A 22312-nucleotide genomic window follows, 5' to 3' on the forward strand; every position below is an offset into this window, starting at 1 on the left:
ATTCATTTTGTAAACGGTTATCATTACGTTAACCAGGCAGGCATGCGTTACCGCACTACCCACCCAGACGCGTCGGCCCCCCGCCGTGCGCAGTCCCTCCGGTCGGGTTGCCTGCTTCGTCGTGCTGTCTTCGCGAGTCGCTTCCCGGTCGGGTACTCCTTACCCCTCCATGGAAGACCCTCATGTCTGCTCCCCGTCCCTCCCCCCTGCACCGCCGCCCTGCGTGCCTGGTCCGCGCACCGTTGGCGATGGCCGTGTGCCTGCTGCTGGCCACCCCTGTCGTTGCGCTGGCCGACGCCGCCGGCGAGCCCGCCGCCAAAAACCTGGACACCGTAGTGGTCACCGCCTCGGGCAACCAGCAATGGATCAAGGATGCCCCGGCCAGCATCAGCGTGATCTCGCGCGAGGATATCGAGCGCCAGCCCGTGCATGACCTGGGCACTCTGCTCAGCCGCATTCCCGGTGTGACCGGCGGGCTCAGCGCCGCCGGTGAGCAGTCCAAGATCAAGCTGCGCGGCATGCCCTCCAATTACACGCTGATCCTGGTGGACGGCAAGCGCGTGGGCAGCTCGGCCTCCACCAACTATCGCCCGGACCTGGGTCGCCAGGACCTCAACTGGATCTCGCCGGACCAGATCGAACGCATCGAAGTGGTGCGTGGCCCGATGTCCTCGCTGTACGGTTCGGATGCGATGGGCGGGGTGATCAACATCATCACCCGCCGCATCGGCGACACCTGGGGCGGCAGCGCCACCCACAGCTACACCTCGCCGCAGGACGGCAAGCGCGGCGATACCCAGCAGATCGGCACCAACTTCTCCGGCCCGCTCACCGAGAACATCGGCATGCGCGTGGGCGCCAGCTACACCAACCGCGACTCCGACCGCAGCAATGGCGGCGTGTACGGCAACGCCTATGGCGGCGAGAAGGACCGCAACTTCGATGCCCTGCTGGACTGGACGCTGAGCGACGCGCAGAGCCTGCAGTTCGAAGCCGGCTACGGCGTGCAGCAGGCCTTTGCCAGCACCTCGCTGGAAGACGAGGGCGACGGCGCCTGGGGCGCCAGCGAGCTCAAGCGCACCAGCCTGTCGTTGAGCCACACCGGCAACTGGTCCTTCGGCACCTCCAAGGTCACCGGCTACTGGACCGAGTTCAAGAACGACATCGGCCCGACCGGCCGCTCCGAAGCCAAGGACATGATCCTGGAAGGCAGCCTGAGCACGCCGTTCACCCTGTGGGTGGACCACCAGCTGAGCGTGGGCGGCCAGTGGAAGCGCCAGGAGCTGACCAACACCGACACCATCGGCCAGGCCCCGGTGGACTACGCCGGCAACCCGGTGAATGGCGCATCGCTGGAAGTGGACACCTGGGCGGTGTTCGTCGAAGACGAGCTGAAGCTGCACGAAAAGCTGGCCCTGACCCTGGGCGCCCGCCTGGATCACCACGAACAGTTCGGCAGCCACGTCAGCCCGCGTGCGTACCTGGTCTACCACCCGGCGGAAAGCTGGACGCTGCGCGGCGGCATCTCCAAGGGCTTCCGTGCGCCCAGCCTGACCGAGAACGCGGCGTCGGCGGCCACCCAGTCCGGCGGCCGCGGCTGCGGTTCGCTGCGTCCGCTGGGCTATGTCACCGGCGGCTGCTACATGGCCGGCAACCCGAACCTGGACCCGGAAACCAGCACCAACCGCGAGATCGGTTTCAACTTCGACAACGGCACCGTCGATACCGGGCTGACCTACTTCCATACCGACTTCAAGAACAAGATCGAGTACGAACCCCTCGGCTTCTTCAACGGGTACTGGTGGACGCGCATGGACAACGTCGAGCGCGCCCGCACCAGCGGCATGGAAGGCAACTTCAACCTCACCCTGGGCGACCACTGGCGCTGGCGCACCGCGGCCACCTGGATGAAGGAAGCCAAGAACCTCACCACCGGCGAGAACCTGATCGACACGCCGGAGTTCTCCGGCTATTCCTCGGTGGACTGGACCCCGCTGGATGCGTTCTCGGCCACGGTGTCGGCGCAGTACACCGGCAAGCAGGCCGGCATCGCCAGCACCTTCATCAAGGCCTACACGCTGTATGACCTGACCGCGGCGTGGCACGTCAACAGCACGCTGACCGTGCGCGGCGGGGTGAGCAACCTGGCCGACAAGAAGCTGTACGCCGAAGGCGCCACCGACTACTTCGTGGCCGGGCGCAGCTACTTCCTGAGCATGACCGCGCGCTTCTGAGGCGTGCGTGGCAGCGCGCGGGGATTCCCCGCGCGCGCGCCGATCAGGCGCTCAGGGGTGAGCTGGCGGCCGCGATGTCGGCCACCACCGGCGGGCGCGCCAATGCACGTGACGCGGACTGCGAGAACTGCAGGTGCGCCAGCTGGTGCTGGGCCTGGGTGGCGATAGGGCAAGGCGCGATGCACGGACCCGCTTCAGCGCGTTCGGGCAGGGTGACAACACTCGACATGGTCTGGTTTTCTCGATGCATTCCAATACGCCCCACGGCTCCCCGCCGCGCGGAATGCGCACCCTATATCAAATCGATTTCGAATGTGTGACGGCGCCTGCACTACCGGTCAGACGCGCCAAAATACTGGCGCTGGGTCGACGGCCACAGTTATCATGTAAGCGTTTACACACAAACTACGGACATGGACTCCAATACCTCTTCTTCTGCACCGCTCAGCCCGAAGTGGCAGTTCCGCTTCAACTTCTTCAGCCAGCATGGCGCCCCGAGTTCGCCGGCCTTCAAGGCCGCGTACAAGCAGCTGCCGTTCGGCGAGAAGATCAAGGTCAACTTCAACTTTTTCGCGCTGTTCTTCAGCTGGATCTACTTCCTGATCCTGGGCATGTGGCGCAAGGCCCTGACCATCCTGGGTCTGTCGATCGTGGTGATGGTGGTGGCTGCCTTCATGCCGAAGGCTGTCGGCAACGGCATCGCCATTGCGTGGTCGCTGCTGATCGCGCTGACCGCCAACTACTCCTACTACCTGGAAAAGGTGAAGGGCGACACCAGCTGGAACCCCTTCGCGGGCATGCGCTGGTAAGCACTGCCCTGACGCGTTGAATGAAAGCCCGGTCGCATGACCGGGCTTTTTTTTGGTTCTTCTCCCATAAGCGGGGCAAGAAGAAACGTGCTTTGACGCTTTCCAAGCGCAGCTGTCGGCGGGTCGGGCGCTGGGGCCCCCTGCCCTTTCCGGCGACGCCCCCGGCGTCGGCCTGCGGCCGCCACCTCCTCCTTTATTTCGCCTCCAAGGGCATGGGGCCCCAGCGCCCGACCCACCGACAGCCACAAAAAAGCGTGACTTCCCCAACCTGCACCGCAAGCCGAGCCCCTTAGCAGCCGGTAGGCCCCTGGGCAAAATAAAGGAGGAGGCCGCCCCGCGGCCGGGGGACATTTGCACCTGGGGCCTACCGGCTGCTACGGGGCCCTCACGCTCGCGACCGGCCGATCGGAGACGCCAGCCGCGGCGCCTTGCACACCCGGCCACGCGCGCAGCCTCGTGCTCACGCTTCGACGGCCCTTGCAACAAGACGCTTCCCTCAGGCGTCCGTACCAACCAACGGTTGGTACCTACCGGTTTGGCGCGATGCGGCGCGCGCCTCAGCCCAACGCCAAGTGGCCGTGCCACAGGCCCCACACCGCCGCCAGCGACACCGCCAGCACGCACACCGCGATCACCCGCTCCACCGGGGTGAACACCGGCTGCCCGCGCTGCCGCTTGGCCTGCGCGAACATCAACATGCCCGGTGCATACAACAGCGCCGACAGCAGCACCTGCGTCACCCCGCCGGCATACACCAGCCATAGCGCGTACACCGTGGCCAGCACCGCAATCACCAGATCGCGCCGGCGCGGTGCCGAAGGGTCGGCGTACCCTTCACCACGCCAGGCCACCAGCACCCCGTAGGCGGCCGAGAACAGGTACGGCACCAGCGCCATCGATGCACCCAGCAGCACCAGGCTGGTATAGGTGCTGGCACTGAACAGCGTGATCAACAGGAACAGCTGGATCAGCCCATTGGTCAGCCACAACGCGTTGGCCGGCACATCGTTGGCGTTCTGCCGGGCCAGGAAGGCCGGCATGGTGCCGTCGCCGGCAGCGGCGTGCAGCACTTCGGCACACAGCAGCACCCAGGCCAGCAACGCCCCCAGCACCGACACGACCATGCCGATGATGATCAGGCGCGCGCCCCACGGGCCGACGATCGCCTCCAGCACGAACGCCATCGACGGATTGTGCAGGTGTGCCAGCTGTTGCTGGCCCAGCACGCCCATCGACAGCAGGTTGACCAGCATCAGCAGCGCCAGCACGCCCAGGAAGCCGATCACCGTGGCCCGGCCGACATCGGCGCGGCGTGCCGCCCGGCGCGAATAGATGCTGGCGCCTTCGATGCCGATGAACACCCACACGGTGATCAGCATCATCCCGCGCAACTGCCCGCCAAGGCCGCCCAGCGACAGCGTGCCCCAGAAGTCCGCAGTGAAAACCTCCAGCCGGAAGCCGACGGCGGCGATCACCACGAACACCACGATCGGCACCACCTTGGCCACCGTCACCACCGCGTTGATCAGCGCCGCCTGGCCGATCCCGCGCAGGACCATGGCGTGCATGGCCCACAACAGGACCGACGCACAGGCGATGGCCTGCCAGGTATTGCCCTCGCCGAAGGCCGGCACGAAGTAGCCCAGCCCGCTGAAGATCAGCACGAAGAAGCTGACGTTGCCCAGCAGCGAGCAGATCCAGTAGCCCCACGCCGACGAAAAGCCGATGTAGTCACCGAAGCCTGCCTTGGCATAGGCGTAGATGCCGGCATCCAGCTGCGGCTTGCGATTGGCCAGGTTCTGGAACACGAACGCCAGCATCAACATGCCCAGGCCGCTGATGGTCCAGCCCAGCAGCGCAGCCCCCGGACCGGCGCTGCGGGCGATGTTCTGCGGCAGCGAGAAGATGCCCGCGCCCACCATCGACCCCACCACCAGGGCGGTCAGTGCGGCCAGGCCAAGCCGGTTGGAGGGCGCAGTCATGCGTGCACCGACGACAACGCCGCGGGGTCACCAGTACATGGCGGGGAGCGTGCAGTGCGTGCCATCCAACGTCCTGTGCGTGGCAGGTGCAGGGGCACCTGCCGTGTTCCAGGCACAGTCTAGCCGAGCGCGCGGCGGGCTCCGCCGCGCGCCGGGATCAGAACGTCTGCCAGTCGTCGCCGGCCAGCGCCGGCGCACGCGGGGCGCCGCGTGCCGCGACGACGGCACGCTTGGCCGGCGGCGCCGCGTGCGGGCGGGACGCAGGGGCCGGGGAGGCAGCGGCATCGATACGGAAGATCGCCACGGCGGTGCCCAGGTGCTGGGCCTGCTCTTCCATCGCACGGGCGGCCGCGGTGGCTTCTTCCACCAGCGCGGCGTTCTGCTGGGTGGTTTCGTCCATCTGGGTGATGGTCTGGTTGACCTGCTCGATACCGGCCGACTGCTCCTTCGACGCCGCCGAGATCTCGGCCATGATGTCGTTGACCCGGCGCACGCCACTGACGATTTCCTGCATGGTGTCACCGGCGGTGCGCACCAGTGCCGAGCCCTGGGTGACCTGGCTGACCGAGTCGTCGATCAAGGTCTTGATCTCCTTGGCCGCACCGGCCGACCGCTGCGCCAGCGCGCGCACTTCGGAGGCCACCACCGCGAACCCGCGACCCTGCTCACCGGCGCGGGCCGCTTCAACGGCGGCGTTCAAGGCCAGGATGTTGGTCTGGAAGGCGATGCCATCGATCACCGAAATGATCTCGGCGATGCGCTTGGACGAGGCCTCGATGCCCACCATGGTGGTGACCACCTGGCCCACCACCTGCCCGCCCTGCGACGCCACCTCGGCCGCGTTGGCCGCCAGCGTATTGGCCTGCACGGCGTGATCGGTGTTCTGGCGCACGGTGGAGGTCAGTTCCTCCATCGAGGCGGCGGTTTCTTCCAGGCTGGCCGCCTGCTGCTCGGTGCGGCGCGACAGGTCGCTGTTGCCCGAAGCAATCTCGCCGGCGGCCAGGTTGATGCTGGCCGTGGCCTGCTGGATGCGGCCCACGATGTCGGTCAGCTGGGTCACGGTGGTGTCGGCGTCGTCGCGCATCTGCGCGAACACGCCATGGAACTGCCCGTGCATGCGCGCGGTAAGGTCACCGGCGGCGATCGACCGCAGCAGCGCGGAAATCTGCTGCAGGTTGTCGTCGCTGACCTGCATCATGGTGTTGAGGTTTTCGACCATGCCGCGGAAGTCGTGGTCGAAGCGCACCACATCGCCACGCTGGCTGAAATCGCCCAGCGCGGCAGCACCGGCCAGGTCGCGGATCTGGGTGTTGATCGCGCGCAGGTTGGCCTTGGTGGTGTCCATCGCCTCGGTGAAGCGCGCCTGCTCGCCCGGCAGGCGGTCCATATCCTGGGACAGGTCGCCCACCGCGTACCGCTGCATCACTTCCACCAGGCGGCGGGTGACGGCGATGTTCGCGCCCACCAGCTGGTTGGTGTCGCCCACCATCCGCCCGTATTCGCCCGGGAAGGACTGGGCGTCCATGCGGTAGCTGAGCTCACCGGCTTCATGCCGCTGCGCCATTTCGCCCTGTGCAGCCATCACCGCGCGCACCTGGCTGCGCATGCGCTGCATCGATTCGAGCAGGCGCCCCACTTCGTCGTTGCGCGGCGGCGGCAGCGCGGTATCCAGGCGGCCTTCGGCAACATCGGCCGACAGCCGTACCGCTTCGGCCAGCGGACGGATCGCCTGGCGGCGCAGCAGTACGTAGACGCTGGCGCTGAGCACCAGCGCCGCGCCCAGGCCCACGGCCAGGATGATCCACAGCAGCGAACGCGCCTGTGCGGTGATCAGGTCGTGCGGCACCACCACACCCAGGGCGAAGCGCTCCTGGCTGGTGCCGATGCGCAGCGGCACATACGCCTTCACGTTGCCGGCCGCGTCCACGCTGAAGTCTTCGTAGGGCTTGTCGGCGCCCACCGCGGCCAGGATCCGGCGGGTGGTGGCATCGTCGCGACGCTTGCCGATCTCCTTGGCATCCTGGGCAGCCAGGACGATGCCACCCGGGGAAATCAGTTCGACGTGGCCTTCGCCCATCGGGCGCAGCGCCGCCAGGCGCTCCTGCAGCGCGGCCAGGCCGAAGTCGACGGTGACCGCGCCGAGGAAGGTGTCCTTGTCCAGCACCGGGGTGGACAGGGTGGTCATCAGCACGGGCTTGCCGGCGATCTCGTAGCTGTACGGTTCGGCCACGGTCTGGCGCTTCAAGGAGCGCGGGCGCAGGTACCAGTCGCCATCACCGGGGACGTCGTAGCCCTTCAGCGGATCCTGCTTGGGCGTGCCGTCCTGCCAGGACCAGTAGCTCATGAAACGGCCCGTCGCGTCGTGTGCTTCCGCATCGACGAACTCGCTGTCCTTGCCATCGAAGGCCTGCGGCTCCCACAGCGTGCCCAGCCCCACCCACTCCGGGTGCGAGCGCAGCTGCTGTTCGATCACGTGCGATGCAGTGGCCCGGGTCAAGCCGCCGGCCGCGTGCTGCACCACCAGGCTGTCAGCCAGCGCCTGGCTGGTGGAAAACGCGGCGGCCAGGTCGGCACCGACCCGGCGTGATTCGGCATTGGCCTCGCTCTGCATGGTCTGCCGCGAAGAGTCGATCAGCGCCTGGCTGGCTTCGCGGTAGCTGATGGCAGCGGTGATGCCGAAGCAGAGCATGGCGATCAGCGCGGTCCCCAGCATCAGCCGGTTGGCGATGCTTCCGGGGCGCTGGGAAGAGGTCGGGCGGGACGCAGGCATGGGGGCGGTTCCGGGAAAAGGGTCGGATCAGCGGTCGCCTGGGGGCGCCACTACGGCTTCGCGCAGTCCATTGCGGTCCGGGTGGCGCGGTGCAACTCACGGCCAGCCCTTGCCCCGATCGCAGACATCGGGGCATTGAGCTGGATAACGGCGCTGGCGCGCCGATGTTGAGGACCGTTTCCTGACCCCGTTCAGTGTTCGCCGGGGCGCGCGGCCGCGTGGCCGGTCGAACGCCCCACGCGCTCGACCAGGGTCTGGCTGGCCGCGTTGAGCCCGCGCACCTCCACCTCGGCGCCATGGGCGCGCAGCTTGTCCACCACCCGCTCCAGCGCCGCCACTGCGCTGAGGTCCCAGAAGTGCGCGTGGGTCAGGTCGATCACCACCCGCCCCGGCACCTGCTGCAGGTCGATACTGGCTGCGAACTGCCCGGCCGAGGCAAAGAACACCTGGCCGCTGACCGTGTACACGCGGGTGCCGTCGGCCAGCACCGTATCGCCCACCTGCAGCAGGCGCCCCACCTTGCGGGCGAAGAACAGCGCCGACAGCAACACCCCGGTCAGAACGCCCTTGGCCAGATCGTGGGTGGCCACGGTCACCACCACGGTGGCGATCATCACCACCGAGGAGCTCTTCGGGTGCTGGCGCAGTTCCTGGAAGGAGCGCCAATGGAACGTGCCGATGCTGACCATCACCATCACCGCGACCAGCGCGGCCATGGGGATCTGCCGCACCCACTCGGCGCCGTACACCACCAGCAGCAACAGCAGCACGCCGGCCACCAGGCACGACAGCCGCCCGCGCCCGCCGGACGACACGTTGATCACCGACTGGCCGATCATCGCGCAGCCGCCCATGCCGCCGAACAACCCGGCGGTGATGTTGGCCAGGCCCTGCCCGGCGCACTCGCGGTTGCGCTGGCTGGGCGTGTCGGTCATGTCCTCCACGATCTGCGCGGTCATCATCGACTCCAGCAGGCCCACCACCGCCAGCGTGGCCGACACCGGCAGCAGCAGGCGCAGCGTGTCCCAGGTAAGCGGCACGTCGGGGAACAGGAACACCGGCAGGCTGTCGGGCAGCACGCCCATGTCGCCCACGGTGCGCACGTCCCAGTGCAGGCCGATCGACAGCGCGGTGAGCACCACGATCGCCACCAGCGGCGAAGGCACCGCGCGCGTCACCCGCGGCAGCAGGTAGATGATGGCAAGCCCGGCCGCGCAGACGGCCCACACGTGCCAGGAGCGCCCGATCAGTTCCGGCATCTGCGCCAGGAAGATCAGGATCGCCAGCGCGTTGACGAACCCGGTGATCACCGAGCGCGACACGAAGCGCATCAGCACGCCCAGCTTCAATGCCCCGGCCAGTACCTGCAGCAGCCCGGCCAGAATGGTGGCCGCCAGCAGATACTGCAGGCCATGGTCCTTGACCAGGTCCACCATCACCAGCGCCATCGCACCGGTGGCCGCCGAAATCATGCCCGGGCGGCCGCCGGCGATGGCGGTGACCACCGCGATGCAGAACGAGGCATACAGCCCCACCTTGGGGTCGACCCCGGCGATGATCGAAAACGCGATCGCCTCGGGGATCAGGGCCAGCGCGACCACGGTACCGGACAGCAGGTCACCGCGGATATTGCCGAGCCATTGCTGGCGCAGCGGGTAGGAAACAGACATGGGCAGACTCCGCGCACCGGCGATACGCACGGCGCGCTGTGTGATGAAGACAGGACACTCCCTGGAACCCGGCAGTGGCACGGGCGCGTGGTGAACGCGGTATCAGGGTGGGGTCATCACAATCCAGCGGGGCGGGCAAAGGCGGCGCGCAGGATAGCGCAGCGGTGGGGCCGGCTCAAACGCCGGTTGACCACCGCCGCGCGCCGCGCGCACGATGCCCGCTGATTCCTCGTGGCAGGTGGCAGGCATGTACGGCTTGATTGGCAGGATGTTGATCGCACCCGGGCAGCGCGACGCGGTCATCGCGATCCTGCAGGAAGGCACCGATGCCATGCCCGGTTGCCGCAGCTACGTGGTGGCCCGCGATCCCACCGATGCCGATGCGCTCTGGATCACCGAGGTGTGGGACAGCCAGGACCACCATCGCGCGTCGCTGGCACTGCCTGCGGTACAGGCCGCGATCGCCAGGGCCCGGCCGCACATCACCGGGTTCGGCGAACGCTTCGAGACCGAGCCGGTGGGGGGCGTGGGTCTTTAGAGCCCTACGCCCGGCCGCAGCTCAGCGGGCAAACCGCCGGGCCCCGGCCACGCAGCTCACCGCACACACGGTGACCGCCAGCATCGTCCAGCTCACCTGTTCGTGCAGCAGCAGGGCCGCCAGGCCCAGCCCGAAGAACGGCTGCAGCAACTGCAGCTGGCCCACCGCGGCGATGCCTCCCTGGGCCAGCCCGCGATACCAGAACATGAAGCCGACCAGCATGCTGAACACCGACACGTAGGCCAGGCTCCACCAGGCCGGCGCGCCGATGGTGGCCAACGTGGGCGGCCAGCGCACCCACATCAGCGGCACCATCAGCGGCAACGCCAGCAGCAGCGCCCAGCTGATCACCTGCCACCCACCCAGCGTGCGCGACAGCCGCGCCCCTTCGGCATAGCCCAGCCCGCACACCACCACCGCCGCCAGCATCAGCAGGTCGCCCTGCAACGACGCAGCACCGCCGCCGAGCAGCGCGTAGCCGGCAACCGAGGCACTGCCCAGCAGCGAAAAACCCCAGAACGCCGGGCGCAGCCGTTCGCCGCCGCGCAGCACGCCGAACACCGCCGTGCTCAGCGGCAGCAGGCCCAGGAACACGATCGAGTGCGCCGAGGACACATGCTGCAGGGCCAACGCGGTGAGCAGCGGGAACCCCACCACCACACCCAGCGCCACCACCAGCAATGACGCCACCGCGGTGCGTGGCGGGCGCGGTTGGCGCAGCACCAGCAGCATCGCCGCGGCGATCAGGGCGGCGATGCTGGCGCGCGCGGCGGTCAGCAAGGTCGGATCGATGTCGGCGACCGCCACGCGCGTGGCGGGCAGTGAGCCGGCGAAGATCAGTACGCCGATGAATCCGTTGATCCAGCCCCGGGTGGTGGTATCCATTCTGGTGTTCCTGAGAGTGGCCACCAGTGGACCACGCGGCGCCTGCCGCCCCCAGACACAGTCCAGTACACTTTCACTGAACTGTTATGCCCACACCCCCAGTACGGACCCCGTGGCATGGATCTTCCCCCTACCCGAATCGCCGCCGTGATGGCCAGCGTGCGCGCCCGCATCAACGCCCGCAGCTACGTGCCGGGCATGCGCCTGCCGTCGGTGCGTGCCCAGGCCAAGGCCCTGCAGGTGTCTGTGTCCACGGTGGTGGAAGCGTACGCACGGCTGGTGGCCGAAGGCGTCATCAGCTCACGCCCCGGCGCGGGATTCCACGTCAACGGACCGGTGGCACCGCTGGCGCTGAGCGGCATCGACCCGCCCCGCGACCGCCAGGTCGACCCGCTCTGGCTGGCCCGGCAATCGCTGGAACACGATGCGCGCGTGCTCAAGCCCGGCTGCGGTTGGTTGCCCGAAGACTGGATGTACGTCGAGGGCATTCGCCGTGGCCTGCGCAGCGCGGCCCGCGCATCGGCCACGTCCCTGGCCGACTACGCCAGCCCGTTGGGCCTGCCGCCGCTGCGCCAGCTGCTGGCACGGCGGCTGGCCGGCCAGGGGGTGGACGCAGCACCGGAGCAGATCCTGCTGGCCGAGTCGGGCTCGCATGCCATCGACCTGATCTGCCGCTTCCTGCTGCAGCCCGGCGACACCGTGCTGGTCGATGACCCCTGCTATTTCAATTTCCTGGCCCTGCTCAAGGCCCACCGGGTGCAGGTGGTGGGCATTCCGTACACGCCCAACGGGCCCGACGTGGGGGCGTTCGGTGCGGCGCTGCAGGTGCATTCGCCGCGGCTGTACATCACCAATTCGGGCCTGCACAACCCGACCGGGGCGGTGCTCTCGCCGGTGACCGCACACCGCCTGCTGACGCTGGCCGAAGGCAGCGACCTGGTGATCGTCGAAGACGACCTGTTTGCGGATTTCGAACACAGCCCCGCGCCGCGGCTGGCCGCCTTCGACGGGTTGTCGCGGGTGATCCAGATCGGCAGCTTTTCCAAGACGCTGTCTGCTGCGGTGCGATGCGGTTTCATCGCCGCGCGACCGGAGTGGATCGACGCGCTTGCCGACCTGAAGATCGCCACCAGTTTCGGCGGCGGTCGCCTGGCCGCCGACATCCTGCTCACCGCACTCACCGACAGCGGCTACCGCCGCCACGTGGAGACCGTGCGCACGCGCCTGGCCGCCGCGCGCGACGTCACCCTGGACCGCCTTGCCACGCTCGGCATCCAGCCCTGGATCGTGCCGCAGGCGGGCATGTTGCTGTGGTGCCGTTTGCCCGATGGCCTGGACGCTGCAGCCATCGCGCAGCGCAGCCTGGCCGACGGCGTGGTGCTGGCGCCCGGCAATGCGTTCAGCCCGTCGCTGGGTGCGACCGGCTTCCTGCGTTTCAATGCCGCGCAGGCACAGAACACGCGTGTGTTCGAGGTGCTGGCGCGGGCCATGCGGGGGTGATCCATCGTGAACGCTTCATGCTTGCGCGCCGCAATGCGCTGCACTTCACGGGCGTTGCGCACGCCGCGCGGGATAGTAGCTGCAAGGCAGGGGACGACAGGCGCAGTGCATGTGGGACAGAAGCGACGATAGTGATCGGGTGGCGTTGATCGAAGCCCTGAACGTGATGGACCCCGCGCTGGGGAAATCACTGGACCCGATCACCGAGCTTGCGGCCTTCACCTTCGGCGTTCCAATCGCGCTGATCTCCATTATCGATGCCGACAGCCAGCGCTTCATTTCGCGCGTCGGGCTGGCGCTGGATCGCACCGACCGGCATGCCTCGGTGTGCGCCTGGGCGATCCAGTCCGACCAGGTGATGCAGGTGGCCAACCTGCGCGAAGATCCGCGCTTTGCCACCCACCCGTTGGTTACCGGGCCAGAGCAGCTGCGCTTCTATGCCGGCGCACCGCTGGTGACCAAGGCCGGGCTGGCGCTGGGTACGCTGTGCCTGATGGACCGTGCGCCGCGGGTGCTGTCGCCCCTGGAAACCCAGCAACTGCAGACCCTGGCGCGCGTGGTGATGGCGCAGATGGAACTGAAGGTGTCGATGGGCCGTCGCGAGCAGGTCACCGGGCTGCCCAACCGCCAGCAGTTCCAGGCCGATCTGGACCTGCTGACGCGGCGCGGCGACGGCGGACGCTTCACCGCTGTGATGCTGGATGTGTTCGACGTGCACAGCGCCAACGACGCCGGCCAGGCGTTGGGCATGAAGCCGGTGGAAACCCTGCTGCGGCAGGCCGCCCTGCGCGTGCAGCACGTATTGCAGGACCAGGCGGCGGCCTACCACGTGGGCGTGAGCCGCTTCGCGTTCGTGCTCAGCGGCCAGGACCACGCGCAGGTGGACGCGCTGCTCGACCGCCTGCGTGAGCGCCTGCGGCGTCCGTTGCTGGCCGGCAGCATTCCGATGTCGCCGCAGTTCCATGCCGGCGTCTGCGATTTCCAGGCCACGCCGGTGGACACCGGCGATGTGATCCGCAAATGCCTGGTGGCAATGAACCACGCCATCCAGACCGATGCGGGCCGCTGCTGGTATTCGGCAGACCGCGATACGCGCCTGCGCCGCCGCTACCGGCTGGCCTCCGACGCGGCACGCGGCCTGGCGCAACATCAATTCAACCTGGTCTACCAACCCCGCTTCGCGCTGTGCGACGGCCTGCCGGTAGCCGCCGAAGCGCTGCTGCGCTGGGTGCACCCGATGCTGGGGCCGGTAGGGCCGGGCGAGTTCATTCCCGTGCTGGAGCGCACCGCGCTGATGCCGGCGATGAGCCGCTGGGTGGTGGACCATGCCTTGGGCCAGCTGGCGCGCTGGCAACACACGTTGCCCGGCTTCTGCCTGTCGCTGAACCTGTCGGCGCGTGACTTCGATGATGCCGGCCTGTGGGACATGCTGTCCTCGCAGCTGGCCGCACACCACGTGCCGGCGTCGTTGCTGGAAGTGGAAATCACCGAAGGCGAATGGCTGCAGGGCCATCCGTCGGCGCTGCCGCAACTGCGCGCGATGGCCGCGGCCGGCATCCGCATCGCCATCGACGACTTCGGCAGCGGCTACAGCAACTTCAGCTACCTCAGCGAACTGCCCATTTCGCTGATCAAGATCGATCGCAGCCTGGTCACCGGCATGGCCCAGTCACGCACCGCGCGGCTGAAAGTGGAGGCGATCATCAAGCTGGCGCGGCAACTGGGCTACCGCACAGTGGCCGAAGGCGTGGAGAACGAGGCGGAGCTGTCGCTGCTGCGCCTGTGGGGATGCGACGAGGCACAGGGGTACCACCTGGCCCGGCCGATGCTGGCCGAGGCCGCCGCCCACCTGGTGGCCGCCTGCCGCGCCGGATCGCCCGCCGACGAAGCCGGCTAGCGCCGCCACGCGCTGGGTGCCTGGCCTACCACCCGACGGAACGCGGCGGCGAACTTGCCCGGGTTGGCGTAGCCCACCGCCAGGGCAATGACGGTCACCGCCTGCCCGGCCTGCAGCATCTGCTTGGCCGCTTCCATGCGACGCCAAGTGAGGTAGGCGTAGGGCGTCATGCCACTGGCCTGGGTGAAGCCACGGCTGAAGCCGCTTGCATCCCGCGCCACTTCGCGTGCCATGCGGGCCACGCTGATGTCCTCGCCCAGGTGATGCTCGATGAACGCCTGCACGCGCGCCATCTCCGCGCGGGGCAACGGCCGTGCCGGTGGGCGACGCGCGGGCAACGGCGCGCCGACACTGGCCAGCCGGCGCAGCACGATGTCCACCCCATGATCGAAAAATGCCGTCGAACAGGCGTTCGCCTCGGCGCACTGCCACAACGCATGCAGCACTGCGGCCACCACCGGGTCGGCATGCAGGCGTGCGGCGGCGTGCTCAAGGCCGGCCATCAACGGCGCGGCAGCGTCGGGCCTGAAACGCGGCAGGTCCACCACCAGCCCAAGCAGGTCCAGCGCCGGGCTGCGGTACTCGCCGGGGCAGCCCGGCAAGGCCACGTTGGTGTCGCCCACGCGCCAGCGACCGTCGATGGTTCCCAGCGCGGTGCGCTGGTGGAGCAGCCCCCCCACCCACCAGCAGCCCGATGCGGACGCCGCTGCCCTCTCCCATGCGTCCCTCGGCAGCGGCAAAGGGCTGGCGGACCAGCAGGACGCTGCCGTCGGCGTTGCGGATACACGCGTCCGGCCGCAGCCCGCCGTCGTCCTCGAGAAGGCGCGGGGGAATGGGTTCGGCGGCAGCGCGCAACGACGACATCGGCAGGGGATCCGGTTCTGGAGCAGTCCGCGCAGGAATGGAGCGGCGGCGGCCAATTGTTACACCATAACATTACCAAATCATTCGCATCGCGGTGCCCGTCACCGCCATCCAGGGGTTCTGTGTGAAGCACGCCGTACTTGCCGCCGCCCTCGCTGCGGCACTCCCGTCCCTGCAGGCCAGCCCTGCCCACGCGCAGGACGCGCCCACCACCGCCAGGGCCACCGAGCTGGACGGCATCGTGGTCACCGGCAGCAAGCGCGATACGCCGTACCTGCGCAGTGACATCTCGGTGACCGTGCTGGACCGCGACGCCCTGCAGCAGGCCAACGTCACCGAGTTCCGCGACCTGGACAAGCTCGCCCCCAACGTGAAGTTCAACGTGATGGGCCAGCTCAGCGACATGTTCATTTCCATCCGCGGCATCGAGTCCAATCCGTTCCTGGTCAACCGGGCCTCGGTCTACATCGACGGCATCCCGTTCCGCGAACTCAGCAACGCGGTGCTCAACCACGTCGAGTCCGTCGAGATCCTGCGCGGGCCGCAAGGCACGCTGTACGGTGCCAACAGCGAATCGGGGCTGGTGCTGGTGCGCACGCGCGCGCCATCGGCCACTACCGAAGGCGAGGTCAACCTGCGTGCCACCCACTTCGGCAATGGCCACGGCACCAGCGTGGATGGCTTTCTGGGCGGTGCACTGGGCAACAGCAACCGCCTGTTCGGCTCGCTGGCGTTCATGGCCTCCGACGAGGACAGCCACCTGAAGAACCTGACCCCGTTCGACGGCATCCCAGGCAAGGTCAAGGAAACCTACCTGCAGGGCAAGCTGCGTTGGGAACCCACCGACACGCTGTCCATCAACGCCATCGCCTACCACCTGGGCACGCGCGCGCCGGGGATGTTCGAATACGAGTACCTGCCGCTGGACGTGGGCCTGTACAACCAACGCTACGCCGACCTGTACAACGGCGGCCGCCACGCCGGCGACTTCACCTACATCAACGACGCGCCCAAGCGCACCAGCAAGACCGAGAACGTGGCCGGTGCCAGCGCGCAGTGGCAGCTGGCGCGCGGCACGGTGGACGCGGCGGTGTCCTACCGCGAGCAGCGCGACACGTCCGGCGGCTACGACTTCGACATGACCCACACCCCGGCGCTGGCCGGCCGCATCCACGACGCCCAGCGCAACTGGAATGGCGAACTGCGCTTCAGCTCGCTCGATGACCAGCCGTTGACCTGGATCGGCGGCGTGTCCACCTACCGGGTGAACAAGGATTCGGTGCTGGGCACGCGGGTCGGGCCCCCGCCGCGCGGGCTGGAAAGCTACGTGCTGGCGCCGCTGCAGGGGTCGGACGGGCAGGACTACAGCGTGTTCGGCACGCTCAGCTATACCCCGCCGGCCCTGCCAAAACTCACCGCCAGTCTTGGCCTGCGCTACGAACAGGCCAGACGTTCCACCCGCCAAAGCGCGGGCGAACTCGACCTGGGCCCGGGCGGATTGGTGTTCTACCGCGACGCCGAACTGTCGCATACCTTCACCGCCACCCTGCCCCGTGTGTCGCTGCGCTATGACGCCTCGGACACGCTGTCGTTCTACGCGGCATCGGCCAAGGGCTACATCCCCGGCGGCTTCAACCTGGCCGCCGCGCAGAACGACGTGGTCAACGACAAGGTGCTGCGCTACGAATCGGAAATGATGTGGAGCCATGAGGCAGGCTTCAAGATGAACGTGCTGGGCGGGCGCGGGCACATCGGCGGTGCGGTGTTCCAGATCGCGTCCAACAACTGGCAGGAAATCCAGTTGGCCACCGATGCCAACGGTCGCCCGATCTCGTCGGACTACGTGGGCTCGGATGCGTCCATCCGCTCGCGCGGGGTGGAACTGGAAGGCGTGCTGCAGCCCCTGCCCGGGCTGACGCTGACCGCCAACGCCGGCTACGTGGATGCGCAGTACCGCAAACTGCTGGTCGGCGACAACCAGAGCCTGGCCGGCAACAAGGTCAAGCTCACCCCGCAGTACACCGCTTACCTCGCCGCGCGTTACCAGCACCGCTCCGGCGTGTTCGCGCGGGTGGAATCGGCGTTCAACGGGCGCATGGCGCTGGACGAACGCAACCGCGCGTTCCAACCGGCCGTGGCCATCATCGGGGTGCAACTGGGCTACGAGACCGGCCCGTGGACCACGCGCGTGTACGTCGACAACCTCACCAACAAGCGCCGCATCAACGGACTCATCTTCGACAACCTGGCCTTCGGCCGCGACGGCAATGTCTACGGGCCGGTGGACCGGCCGCGGATCATCGGTGCAGAGGTGGGCTATCGGTTCTGAATGCACCACGCGGAGAAGCGGTGGCCCGCGTGGCCGCAGCGCGGGAATTCACCGCCCCTTGATCGGCACCGGCAGTACCCTCAAGGTGCATCGTCGAGGAACCAAGTGGATGCCCAACACAGGCCTGTTCTACCTGCTGGACGTGATCGGTGATGCCAGCCAGGAGGATCCGCAGGCGCTGAACCGATTGGCGTTCGTGCGTGCGCAATGTCTGCACTGCCACGCCATCCTCAGCCTGTCCGGCCCACCGGGCCTGGTCAACGTGGCCCATGGTGCGGCCGTGCTCACCTGCGACCGGTGCACCAACCGCCAGGCCATTTCCGGCGCGCGCTTCGCCGACTTTGTGCGGCGCGTGCAACATGGCCTGATACCCGCCGCAGCGGAGATCGCCCAGGCGTTGGACACGGGCGTGGATGCCGCGCACCTGCAGCGCCCCACCTAGGCGCCTACGTACCGCTGGCACCATGCACACCACGGGGCGCTCACGGCGGCCCGGATCTCACGCGCGCAGCGCCCGCGGGAACCCCAGGGTGAAGCGGGCACCCTCGCCCGGTACCGAGTCGATCTCGACGAATCCGTCGGCCTGGCGCACCGCGCCGCGAATCTGGGCCAACCCCAGGCCGGTGCCCGTGCCGGCCGGCTTGGTCGTGAAGTAGGCTTCGAACAGGCGCTTGCGCACCTCCGGCGCGATGCCCGGCCCGTCGTCCTGCACGCTCAACACGATGTACGCGCCCGGCGCATGCGGCTCGTCCACGGGCACCTCATCCACCTGCCGCTCGCCCAGTATCAGGGTGACCTCGCCGCGCTCGCCACAGGCATCGCGCGCGTTGATGACCAGGTTCATCACCGCCCGTTCCAGGCTGTGCGGGTCTGCCTGGACCAGTGCATGTGAGACCTGCGGGTGGTAGGCCAGCGCAATGTGGGCGCCGGCGGCCTGCTGCAGCAGCGGCAACAGCTCCTCCATCATCCGCGCCACGTCCACCAATTGCGGCCGATAAGGGTGGTGGCGGGCGAACCCCAGCAACCGCTGCGACATCGCCGCGCCCTGCTGCACCGCCCGGTCGGCCATCTGCAGCAGGCTGGCATCACGCTCCACCAGCTCCCCGTGCGTGCGCACCATTTCGATGGCGGTACCGGCCACGTGCAGCACGTTGTTGAGGTCGTGCACCGTGCCGGCCAGCAGCTGCCCGACTGCGTCGCCCTTCTGTGCCTGCGCGGCCACGGTCTCGGCCACGCGCTGGGCAACCCGTGCGATGTCCAGCTCCCCCTGCAGCTCACTGCTGCGCTGCTGGGCGGTGGCCAACTGTTCGTTGAGCTCCTCGGTGAACACCGTCCCCACCATCGACGGGGCGTGGTCGCGCAACGCGGCGGTGAGGGTGCGCAGCGCGGCCTCGGCGCGATGCCGGGCGGTGACATCACGGTTGACCGCGAGCAGCCCACGCACCGCGCCCTGCGCGTCGCGCAGCGGGCTGGTGGACACCAGCCAGAACCGGTGCTCGCCGGCCGGCGTCAGGCATTGGGCCTCGAACTGGCGGCGCTCACCGCGCGCGGCAGCGGCCAGGGCATCGGCCACCTTGTGACCCTCCTCGGGCGGCCACAGCGACGCCCACGGCGCGCCGATCACATGCTCGGCATTCTCCGCCGCCACCCGGGCCAGCCCGTGGGCGTTGACGAACCTGACCGTGCCGTCCAGTGAGACTTCCTTGATGGAGTCCAAGGACAGTTCGACGATCTGGTGAAAAACATCATCCATCTGGGGGATGGTCATGGACGCGGCGCTCGACGATAGGGGGCCATTCTGCACCCATCCGGGGCGCGCCGCGCTGGGCCGTCGGCGGGCTGGGGACGGGCGGCGCCCCAGCGCCCCCCCGCGCCCAGCCACGACAACGCGCGTGGGCGCCACCAGATGTGCCATGCTCCGCCCCACAACCACCGGAGAACACTGCAATGGCCAAGGGTATGGACAAGCAGAAAGAGCAGAAGAAGAAGCCTGCCAAGACTGCCAAGGAAAAGAAGGCAGAGAAGAATGAAAAGAAGAGCGCACGCGGTTTTGCGCCGACCTGATTCTTCGGTAGAACTGCGGGCGCCATGGGTGGGGCAGTGCATCTGCAACGTGCACTGACCTGCTCTGGCGCCCGCTTCCGTATGGTCGCCTGGACGGGCGCACTGCCCCCGGCAGGCGGTGCTTACGGCAACAGCGCAACGATCAGCTTCGGCAGGTAGAGCATCGCGGCTACCACGGCCGCCAGGATCAGGAACGTCTTCAGGGTCAATGGCCGGCGTCGTGGGTTGGCGAAATGCAGCTGCAGGTCAAGCAGCTCTGCGTCCAGCGTGCGTTGCTCGTCTGTAGTCCGCGCAGATGTATCTCCGGCCTGCTTTTCAAGCAGGCGGTAGCGCGCCATCAATGCACGGGCCGGTGTTCTGCGCAGGATCTGCGCCCGTATCGCGACCAGACGCTCCGCCTGGGGCATCAGTGCCGGCGCGAACTGCTCGGCCGGTGCCTGCCGGGCCGCAAGGCGTGCAGCATGGGCCGCCATCTCCGCCTGAAGGACGTCGTGCTCGATGCGAAGCTCGGCCAGGGATTTCCTGCGCAGGTTCATTGCCTATTCCCGTTATCGGCGCTGCAGCCCACTTGCCTCACCACTGACGTGCGTCGCCTGATCTTCTATTGAAGGAGCATCGCCATGGCAGGGACCGCGACAAATTCATGCGCGCGCCCCACCCGGTGCCGCTCCAGAAGACCTGCTTCCACGAGTGCAGTCAGATCGGACAGGGCCGTCGGATAGGAGATCTGATGCGCGCCTTGATGCGTTGCCACGGTATAGGCCCTGTCGGGGTCCCGGATTGCATTGGCAAGAAGCGCCCGTTGGCGATGGTTGAGCTCGATGCCCGCAACCTGTGCCTCACGCAGCACACGCCTTGCCCGACGATCCTGTTCGTTCTTTCGAATGATGTAGGCGTGCAGCGCCGCGATCGACTCCAGAATCACATCCAGCTGTTGAGCAATGAAGTACGTCATATCCGCATCATCGTGCTCGGCGTAGAGGTAGGCGCGCATGTACTTGCCGGGTGATTTCTTGAGAACGCTCGAGATCGACAGGTACTCGGTCAGCCAGTACCCGGCATTCATCATTGCCCAGTAGAACAGCACGCGCGCAGTTCGTCCGTTGCCGTCGCAGAACGGATGGTCGTACCCGAGCTGAAAGTGGATGGCGATTGCCTTGATCACCGGGTGAACGAAGGGCTCTTCATCTTTGCCGTTGGCAAAATCACACAGCGCCTGGAGCCTGTCGCGCACCTCGATTGCCGGCGGCGGCGTATGTAGAACCCTGTCTGTACTCCGATCAAAGATCAGCACGTTGTCTTCGGCAGTTCTGAGCTTCCCACAATCATCTTCCGACTCCAGCGTCCCTGCGGTAAGCATGGCGTGCAGCTCAAGAATCTCGTCAACGGTGAACGCCCGCTTTCCTCGCTCCCGAATGACCTTCATCGTGACGTGGTTGTTGTAGATCATCCTCTCGCTTTGATCGCGAGGCTGCCTGCCCGTGCTCAGCATCTCTTTAGCAACCACGCGTGTGGTCGCCGCACCTTCCAGCTGGGAGGACGTCATCGACTCTTCGATCAACGAGCGGATCAGGAAGCGGCCCTGCCCCCCTGAACGCTCCATTCCCTGGATCGCGCCGGCGGCCTCTCGATCGATGTAGTGCAGGCTCTTCTGCAGACTGTCGGTGACTGAAACACTGAACGGCACGCCGTACTTGTCCCGCAAGGGCAACGGCCGCTTCAGGCCAAGGCGAGCGAACTTGATGGAGGCCCACCACGTCCGGGAAGTGAGACCCTCTGGAGGCGTTTTGTGCCGGAGTGTGTCCCAGTGGATGTACTCACCCTTCAAATCTGGCTGGGAGGCACCCGTGGCCAACCACTGCAGAAGGCTGGGCGCATCCTGCTCCATGATTTCATTCAGCTTGGGTGGATCGACAGGGATCTTCATGGCAAGGAACTATAAAGTCTAGTGAAGTTTTATAGCAAATTTGGTCGTGGACCGGGTGTACTGAGCGCGGGAGCGCATCCGAAGCTTGCACCTGCGGTCCGCGCGGGCGGCCCCTTTCGGTGAGGATCATAAATTTACCCGGGTGTTATTGACGGCAGCGTTTTACCCGGGCAATATTCCGGCATGGACCAAGTCTCGCCCACCACCTATACCGCCTTCGTAGAGACGCGCCGCCTCATCTGCGGCCCTTTGCACGAAGTAGCTGCGGCCGTACTGCGCGCGCAGCAGACGCAGCCCGACACGCACCCGCTGGTCTTGAACGATGCCACCGGCCAGACGGTGGATCTGGATCTGCGCGGCGGCGAGGACGGGGTTGCAGCACGCTACACCGTGGTGGTGCCGCCCCAACCTCCCAAAGGACGTGGCCGGCCCAAACTCGGTGTCGTAGCGCGGGAAGTGACGCTTCTGCCGGAGCACTGGGACTGGCTCGCGGCGCAGCCGGGCGGCGCCTCGGTGGCCTTGCGCAAACTCGTACACGACGCGCGGCGCCAGGGCGGTGCCCACGACCGCGCACGCCAGGCGCGCGACCGTGCCTACAACGCAATGTCCACGCTGGCCGGCGACCTGCCCGGCTTCGAGGAAGCATCGCGGGCACTGTTCGCCGGCGACCACGAGCGGCTGATGGCGCAGATGCTCGGCTGGCCGCACGACGTGCGGGCATACGTCATGCAGCTCGCTGAGCCTGCACCCGCCTAAGCCGGGTCTCTTTTCCTTTTCTTTCCAACCCGCGCGCGGCCTCGGGCCGCTGCGCTGTGGGACCCCGCATGCCCGTTTGCCAGGAAG

At 67.5% G+C, this 22312-nt stretch carries 17 protein-coding genes; 8 read left to right on the plus strand and 9 right to left on the minus strand.

Going from position 1 to position 22312, the window contains the following annotated elements; genetic code table 11:
* Positions 1–182 precede the first annotated feature (182 nt).
* Positions 183–2234, plus strand: a complete 2052-nt coding sequence (locus ACZ0AE_RS17515) for a TonB-dependent receptor domain-containing protein (RefSeq protein WP_463601728.1) — start codon at positions 183–185, stop codon at positions 2232–2234.
* A 43-nt stretch (positions 2235–2277) separates the two neighbouring features.
* Here the strand turns inward: ACZ0AE_RS17515 and ACZ0AE_RS17520 are convergent, their stop codons facing one another.
* Entirely contained in the window at positions 2278–2463 is a 186-nt protein-coding gene (locus ACZ0AE_RS17520; RefSeq protein ID WP_185753449.1) for a hypothetical protein, read from the minus strand.
* Positions 2464–2647: 184 nt separating this feature from the next.
* Here ACZ0AE_RS17520 and ACZ0AE_RS17525 point away from each other — a divergent pair, with 184 nt between their 5' ends.
* On the plus strand, positions 2648–3043 hold the full coding sequence (locus ACZ0AE_RS17525; protein ID WP_038686060.1) for a DUF2628 domain-containing protein: 396 nt from the start codon (positions 2648–2650) through the stop codon (positions 3041–3043).
* Between the two features lie 557 nt (positions 3044–3600).
* Here ACZ0AE_RS17525 and arcD read toward each other — a convergent pair.
* The 3 genes from arcD to ACZ0AE_RS17540 all read right to left on the minus strand — a co-directional run bounded on the left by arcD (position 3601) and on the right by ACZ0AE_RS17540 (position 9465).
* The gene (gene arcD / locus ACZ0AE_RS17530) at positions 3601–5025 is read right to left on the minus strand and encodes an arginine-ornithine antiporter (RefSeq protein ID WP_463601729.1); all 1425 of its coding nucleotides are present in this window, start codon (positions 5023–5025) and stop codon (positions 3601–3603) included.
* Between the two features lie 157 nt (positions 5026–5182).
* Positions 5183–7795 (minus strand): methyl-accepting chemotaxis protein, encoded by a 2613-nt coding sequence (locus ACZ0AE_RS17535; RefSeq protein ID WP_463601730.1) that lies wholly within the window; start codon positions 7793–7795, stop codon positions 5183–5185.
* A gap of 191 nt (positions 7796–7986) precedes the next feature.
* Positions 7987–9465, minus strand: coding sequence for a SulP family inorganic anion transporter (locus ACZ0AE_RS17540; RefSeq protein ID WP_463601731.1), 1479 nt, complete (start codon positions 9463–9465; stop codon positions 7987–7989).
* 247 nt (positions 9466–9712) lie between these two features.
* Here ACZ0AE_RS17540 and ACZ0AE_RS17545 point away from each other — a divergent pair, with 247 nt between their 5' ends.
* Positions 9713–10003, plus strand: coding sequence for a putative quinol monooxygenase (locus tag ACZ0AE_RS17545; protein WP_038686053.1), 291 nt, complete (start codon positions 9713–9715; stop codon positions 10001–10003).
* A gap of 21 nt (positions 10004–10024) precedes the next feature.
* On the opposite strand, the gene ACZ0AE_RS17550 is transcribed toward ACZ0AE_RS17545, so the two are convergent.
* Positions 10025–10888 carry a DMT family transporter gene (locus ACZ0AE_RS17550; protein WP_463601732.1) on the minus strand — a complete coding sequence of 288 codons (864 nt, stop codon included), beginning with the start codon at positions 10886–10888 and terminating at the stop codon, positions 10025–10027.
* A gap of 117 nt (positions 10889–11005) precedes the next feature.
* On the opposite strand from ACZ0AE_RS17550, the gene ACZ0AE_RS17555 reads away from it, so the two are divergent.
* Positions 11006–12388, plus strand: coding sequence for an aminotransferase-like domain-containing protein (locus tag ACZ0AE_RS17555; RefSeq protein WP_463601733.1), 1383 nt, complete (start codon positions 11006–11008; stop codon positions 12386–12388).
* Between the two features lie 109 nt (positions 12389–12497).
* Positions 12498–14285: a GGDEF domain-containing phosphodiesterase gene (locus ACZ0AE_RS17560; protein WP_463601734.1), complete on the plus strand. Its 1788-nt coding sequence runs from the start codon at positions 12498–12500 to the stop codon at positions 14283–14285.
* Here ACZ0AE_RS17560 and ACZ0AE_RS17565 read toward each other — a convergent pair.
* Positions 14282–14965, minus strand: a complete 684-nt coding sequence (locus tag ACZ0AE_RS17565) for a helix-turn-helix transcriptional regulator (RefSeq protein WP_463601735.1) — start codon at positions 14963–14965, stop codon at positions 14282–14284. The two genes, ACZ0AE_RS17560 and ACZ0AE_RS17565, sit on opposite strands and share 4 nt — an antisense overlap.
* A 308-nt stretch (positions 14966–15273) precedes the next feature.
* Between ACZ0AE_RS17565 and ACZ0AE_RS17570 the strand changes: the two genes are divergently transcribed.
* Positions 15274–17478, plus strand: a complete 2205-nt coding sequence (locus ACZ0AE_RS17570; protein WP_463601736.1) for a TonB-dependent receptor — start codon at positions 15274–15276, stop codon at positions 17476–17478.
* A gap of 109 nt (positions 17479–17587) precedes the next feature.
* Positions 17588–17920 (plus strand): hypothetical protein, encoded by a 333-nt coding sequence (locus tag ACZ0AE_RS17575; RefSeq protein WP_038686048.1) that lies wholly within the window; start codon positions 17588–17590, stop codon positions 17918–17920.
* A gap of 57 nt (positions 17921–17977) precedes the next feature.
* Here the strand turns inward: ACZ0AE_RS17575 and ACZ0AE_RS17580 are convergent, their stop codons facing one another.
* The 3 genes from ACZ0AE_RS17580 to ACZ0AE_RS17590 all read right to left on the minus strand — a co-directional run bounded on the left by ACZ0AE_RS17580 (position 17978) and on the right by ACZ0AE_RS17590 (position 21469).
* Complete coding sequence (locus tag ACZ0AE_RS17580; protein ID WP_185753448.1) at positions 17978–19246, minus strand: two-component system sensor histidine kinase NtrB; 1269 nt, start codon at positions 19244–19246, stop codon at positions 17978–17980.
* 418 nt (positions 19247–19664) lie between these two features.
* Complete coding sequence (locus ACZ0AE_RS17585; RefSeq protein WP_463601737.1) at positions 19665–20078, minus strand: hypothetical protein; 414 nt, start codon at positions 20076–20078, stop codon at positions 19665–19667.
* 65 nt (positions 20079–20143) lie between these two features.
* Complete coding sequence (locus tag ACZ0AE_RS17590; RefSeq protein ID WP_448134488.1) at positions 20144–21469, minus strand: Fic family protein; 1326 nt, start codon at positions 21467–21469, stop codon at positions 20144–20146.
* A 183-nt stretch (positions 21470–21652) separates the two neighbouring features.
* Here ACZ0AE_RS17590 and ACZ0AE_RS17595 point away from each other — a divergent pair, with 183 nt between their 5' ends.
* On the plus strand, positions 21653–22225 hold the full coding sequence (locus ACZ0AE_RS17595; RefSeq protein WP_463601738.1) for a DUF2239 family protein: 573 nt from the start codon (positions 21653–21655) through the stop codon (positions 22223–22225).
* The last annotated feature ends 87 nt before the right edge of the window (positions 22226–22312 follow it).

It is taken from the genome of Stenotrophomonas sp. AC248 (genome assembly GCF_979258185.1).

What these genes read in the sequence shown, in the direction of transcription:
- ACZ0AE_RS17580 (WP_185753448.1), bottom strand. Translation starts at nt 19,246, where the DNA reads ATGACCATCCCCCAGATGGATGATGTTTTTCACCAGATCGTCGAACTG.
- ACZ0AE_RS17535 (WP_463601730.1), bottom strand. Translation starts at nt 7,795, where the DNA reads ATGCCTGCGTCCCGCCCGACCTCTTCCCAGCGCCCCGGAAGCATCGCC.
- ACZ0AE_RS17585 (WP_463601737.1), bottom strand. Translation starts at nt 20,078, where the DNA reads ATGAACCTGCGCAGGAAATCCCTGGCCGAGCTTCGCATCGAGCACGAC.
- arcD (WP_463601729.1), bottom strand. Translation starts at nt 5,025, where the DNA reads ATGACTGCGCCCTCCAACCGGCTTGGCCTGGCCGCACTGACCGCCCTG.
- ACZ0AE_RS17545 (WP_038686053.1), top strand. Translation starts at nt 9,713, where the DNA reads ATGTACGGCTTGATTGGCAGGATGTTGATCGCACCCGGGCAGCGCGAC.
- ACZ0AE_RS17515 (WP_463601728.1), top strand. Translation starts at nt 183, where the DNA reads ATGTCTGCTCCCCGTCCCTCCCCCCTGCACCGCCGCCCTGCGTGCCTG.
- ACZ0AE_RS17550 (WP_463601732.1), bottom strand. Translation starts at nt 10,888, where the DNA reads ATGGATACCACCACCCGGGGCTGGATCAACGGATTCATCGGCGTACTG.
- ACZ0AE_RS17575 (WP_038686048.1), top strand. Translation starts at nt 17,588, where the DNA reads ATGCCCAACACAGGCCTGTTCTACCTGCTGGACGTGATCGGTGATGCC.
- ACZ0AE_RS17520 (WP_185753449.1), bottom strand. Translation starts at nt 2,463, where the DNA reads ATGTCGAGTGTTGTCACCCTGCCCGAACGCGCTGAAGCGGGTCCGTGC.
- ACZ0AE_RS17555 (WP_463601733.1), top strand. Translation starts at nt 11,006, where the DNA reads ATGGATCTTCCCCCTACCCGAATCGCCGCCGTGATGGCCAGCGTGCGC.
- ACZ0AE_RS17560 (WP_463601734.1), top strand. Translation starts at nt 12,498, where the DNA reads ATGTGGGACAGAAGCGACGATAGTGATCGGGTGGCGTTGATCGAAGCC.
- ACZ0AE_RS17590 (WP_448134488.1), bottom strand. Translation starts at nt 21,469, where the DNA reads ATGAAGATCCCTGTCGATCCACCCAAGCTGAATGAAATCATGGAGCAG.
- ACZ0AE_RS17540 (WP_463601731.1), bottom strand. Translation starts at nt 9,465, where the DNA reads ATGTCTGTTTCCTACCCGCTGCGCCAGCAATGGCTCGGCAATATCCGC.
- ACZ0AE_RS17595 (WP_463601738.1), top strand. Translation starts at nt 21,653, where the DNA reads ATGGACCAAGTCTCGCCCACCACCTATACCGCCTTCGTAGAGACGCGC.
- ACZ0AE_RS17525 (WP_038686060.1), top strand. Translation starts at nt 2,648, where the DNA reads ATGGACTCCAATACCTCTTCTTCTGCACCGCTCAGCCCGAAGTGGCAG.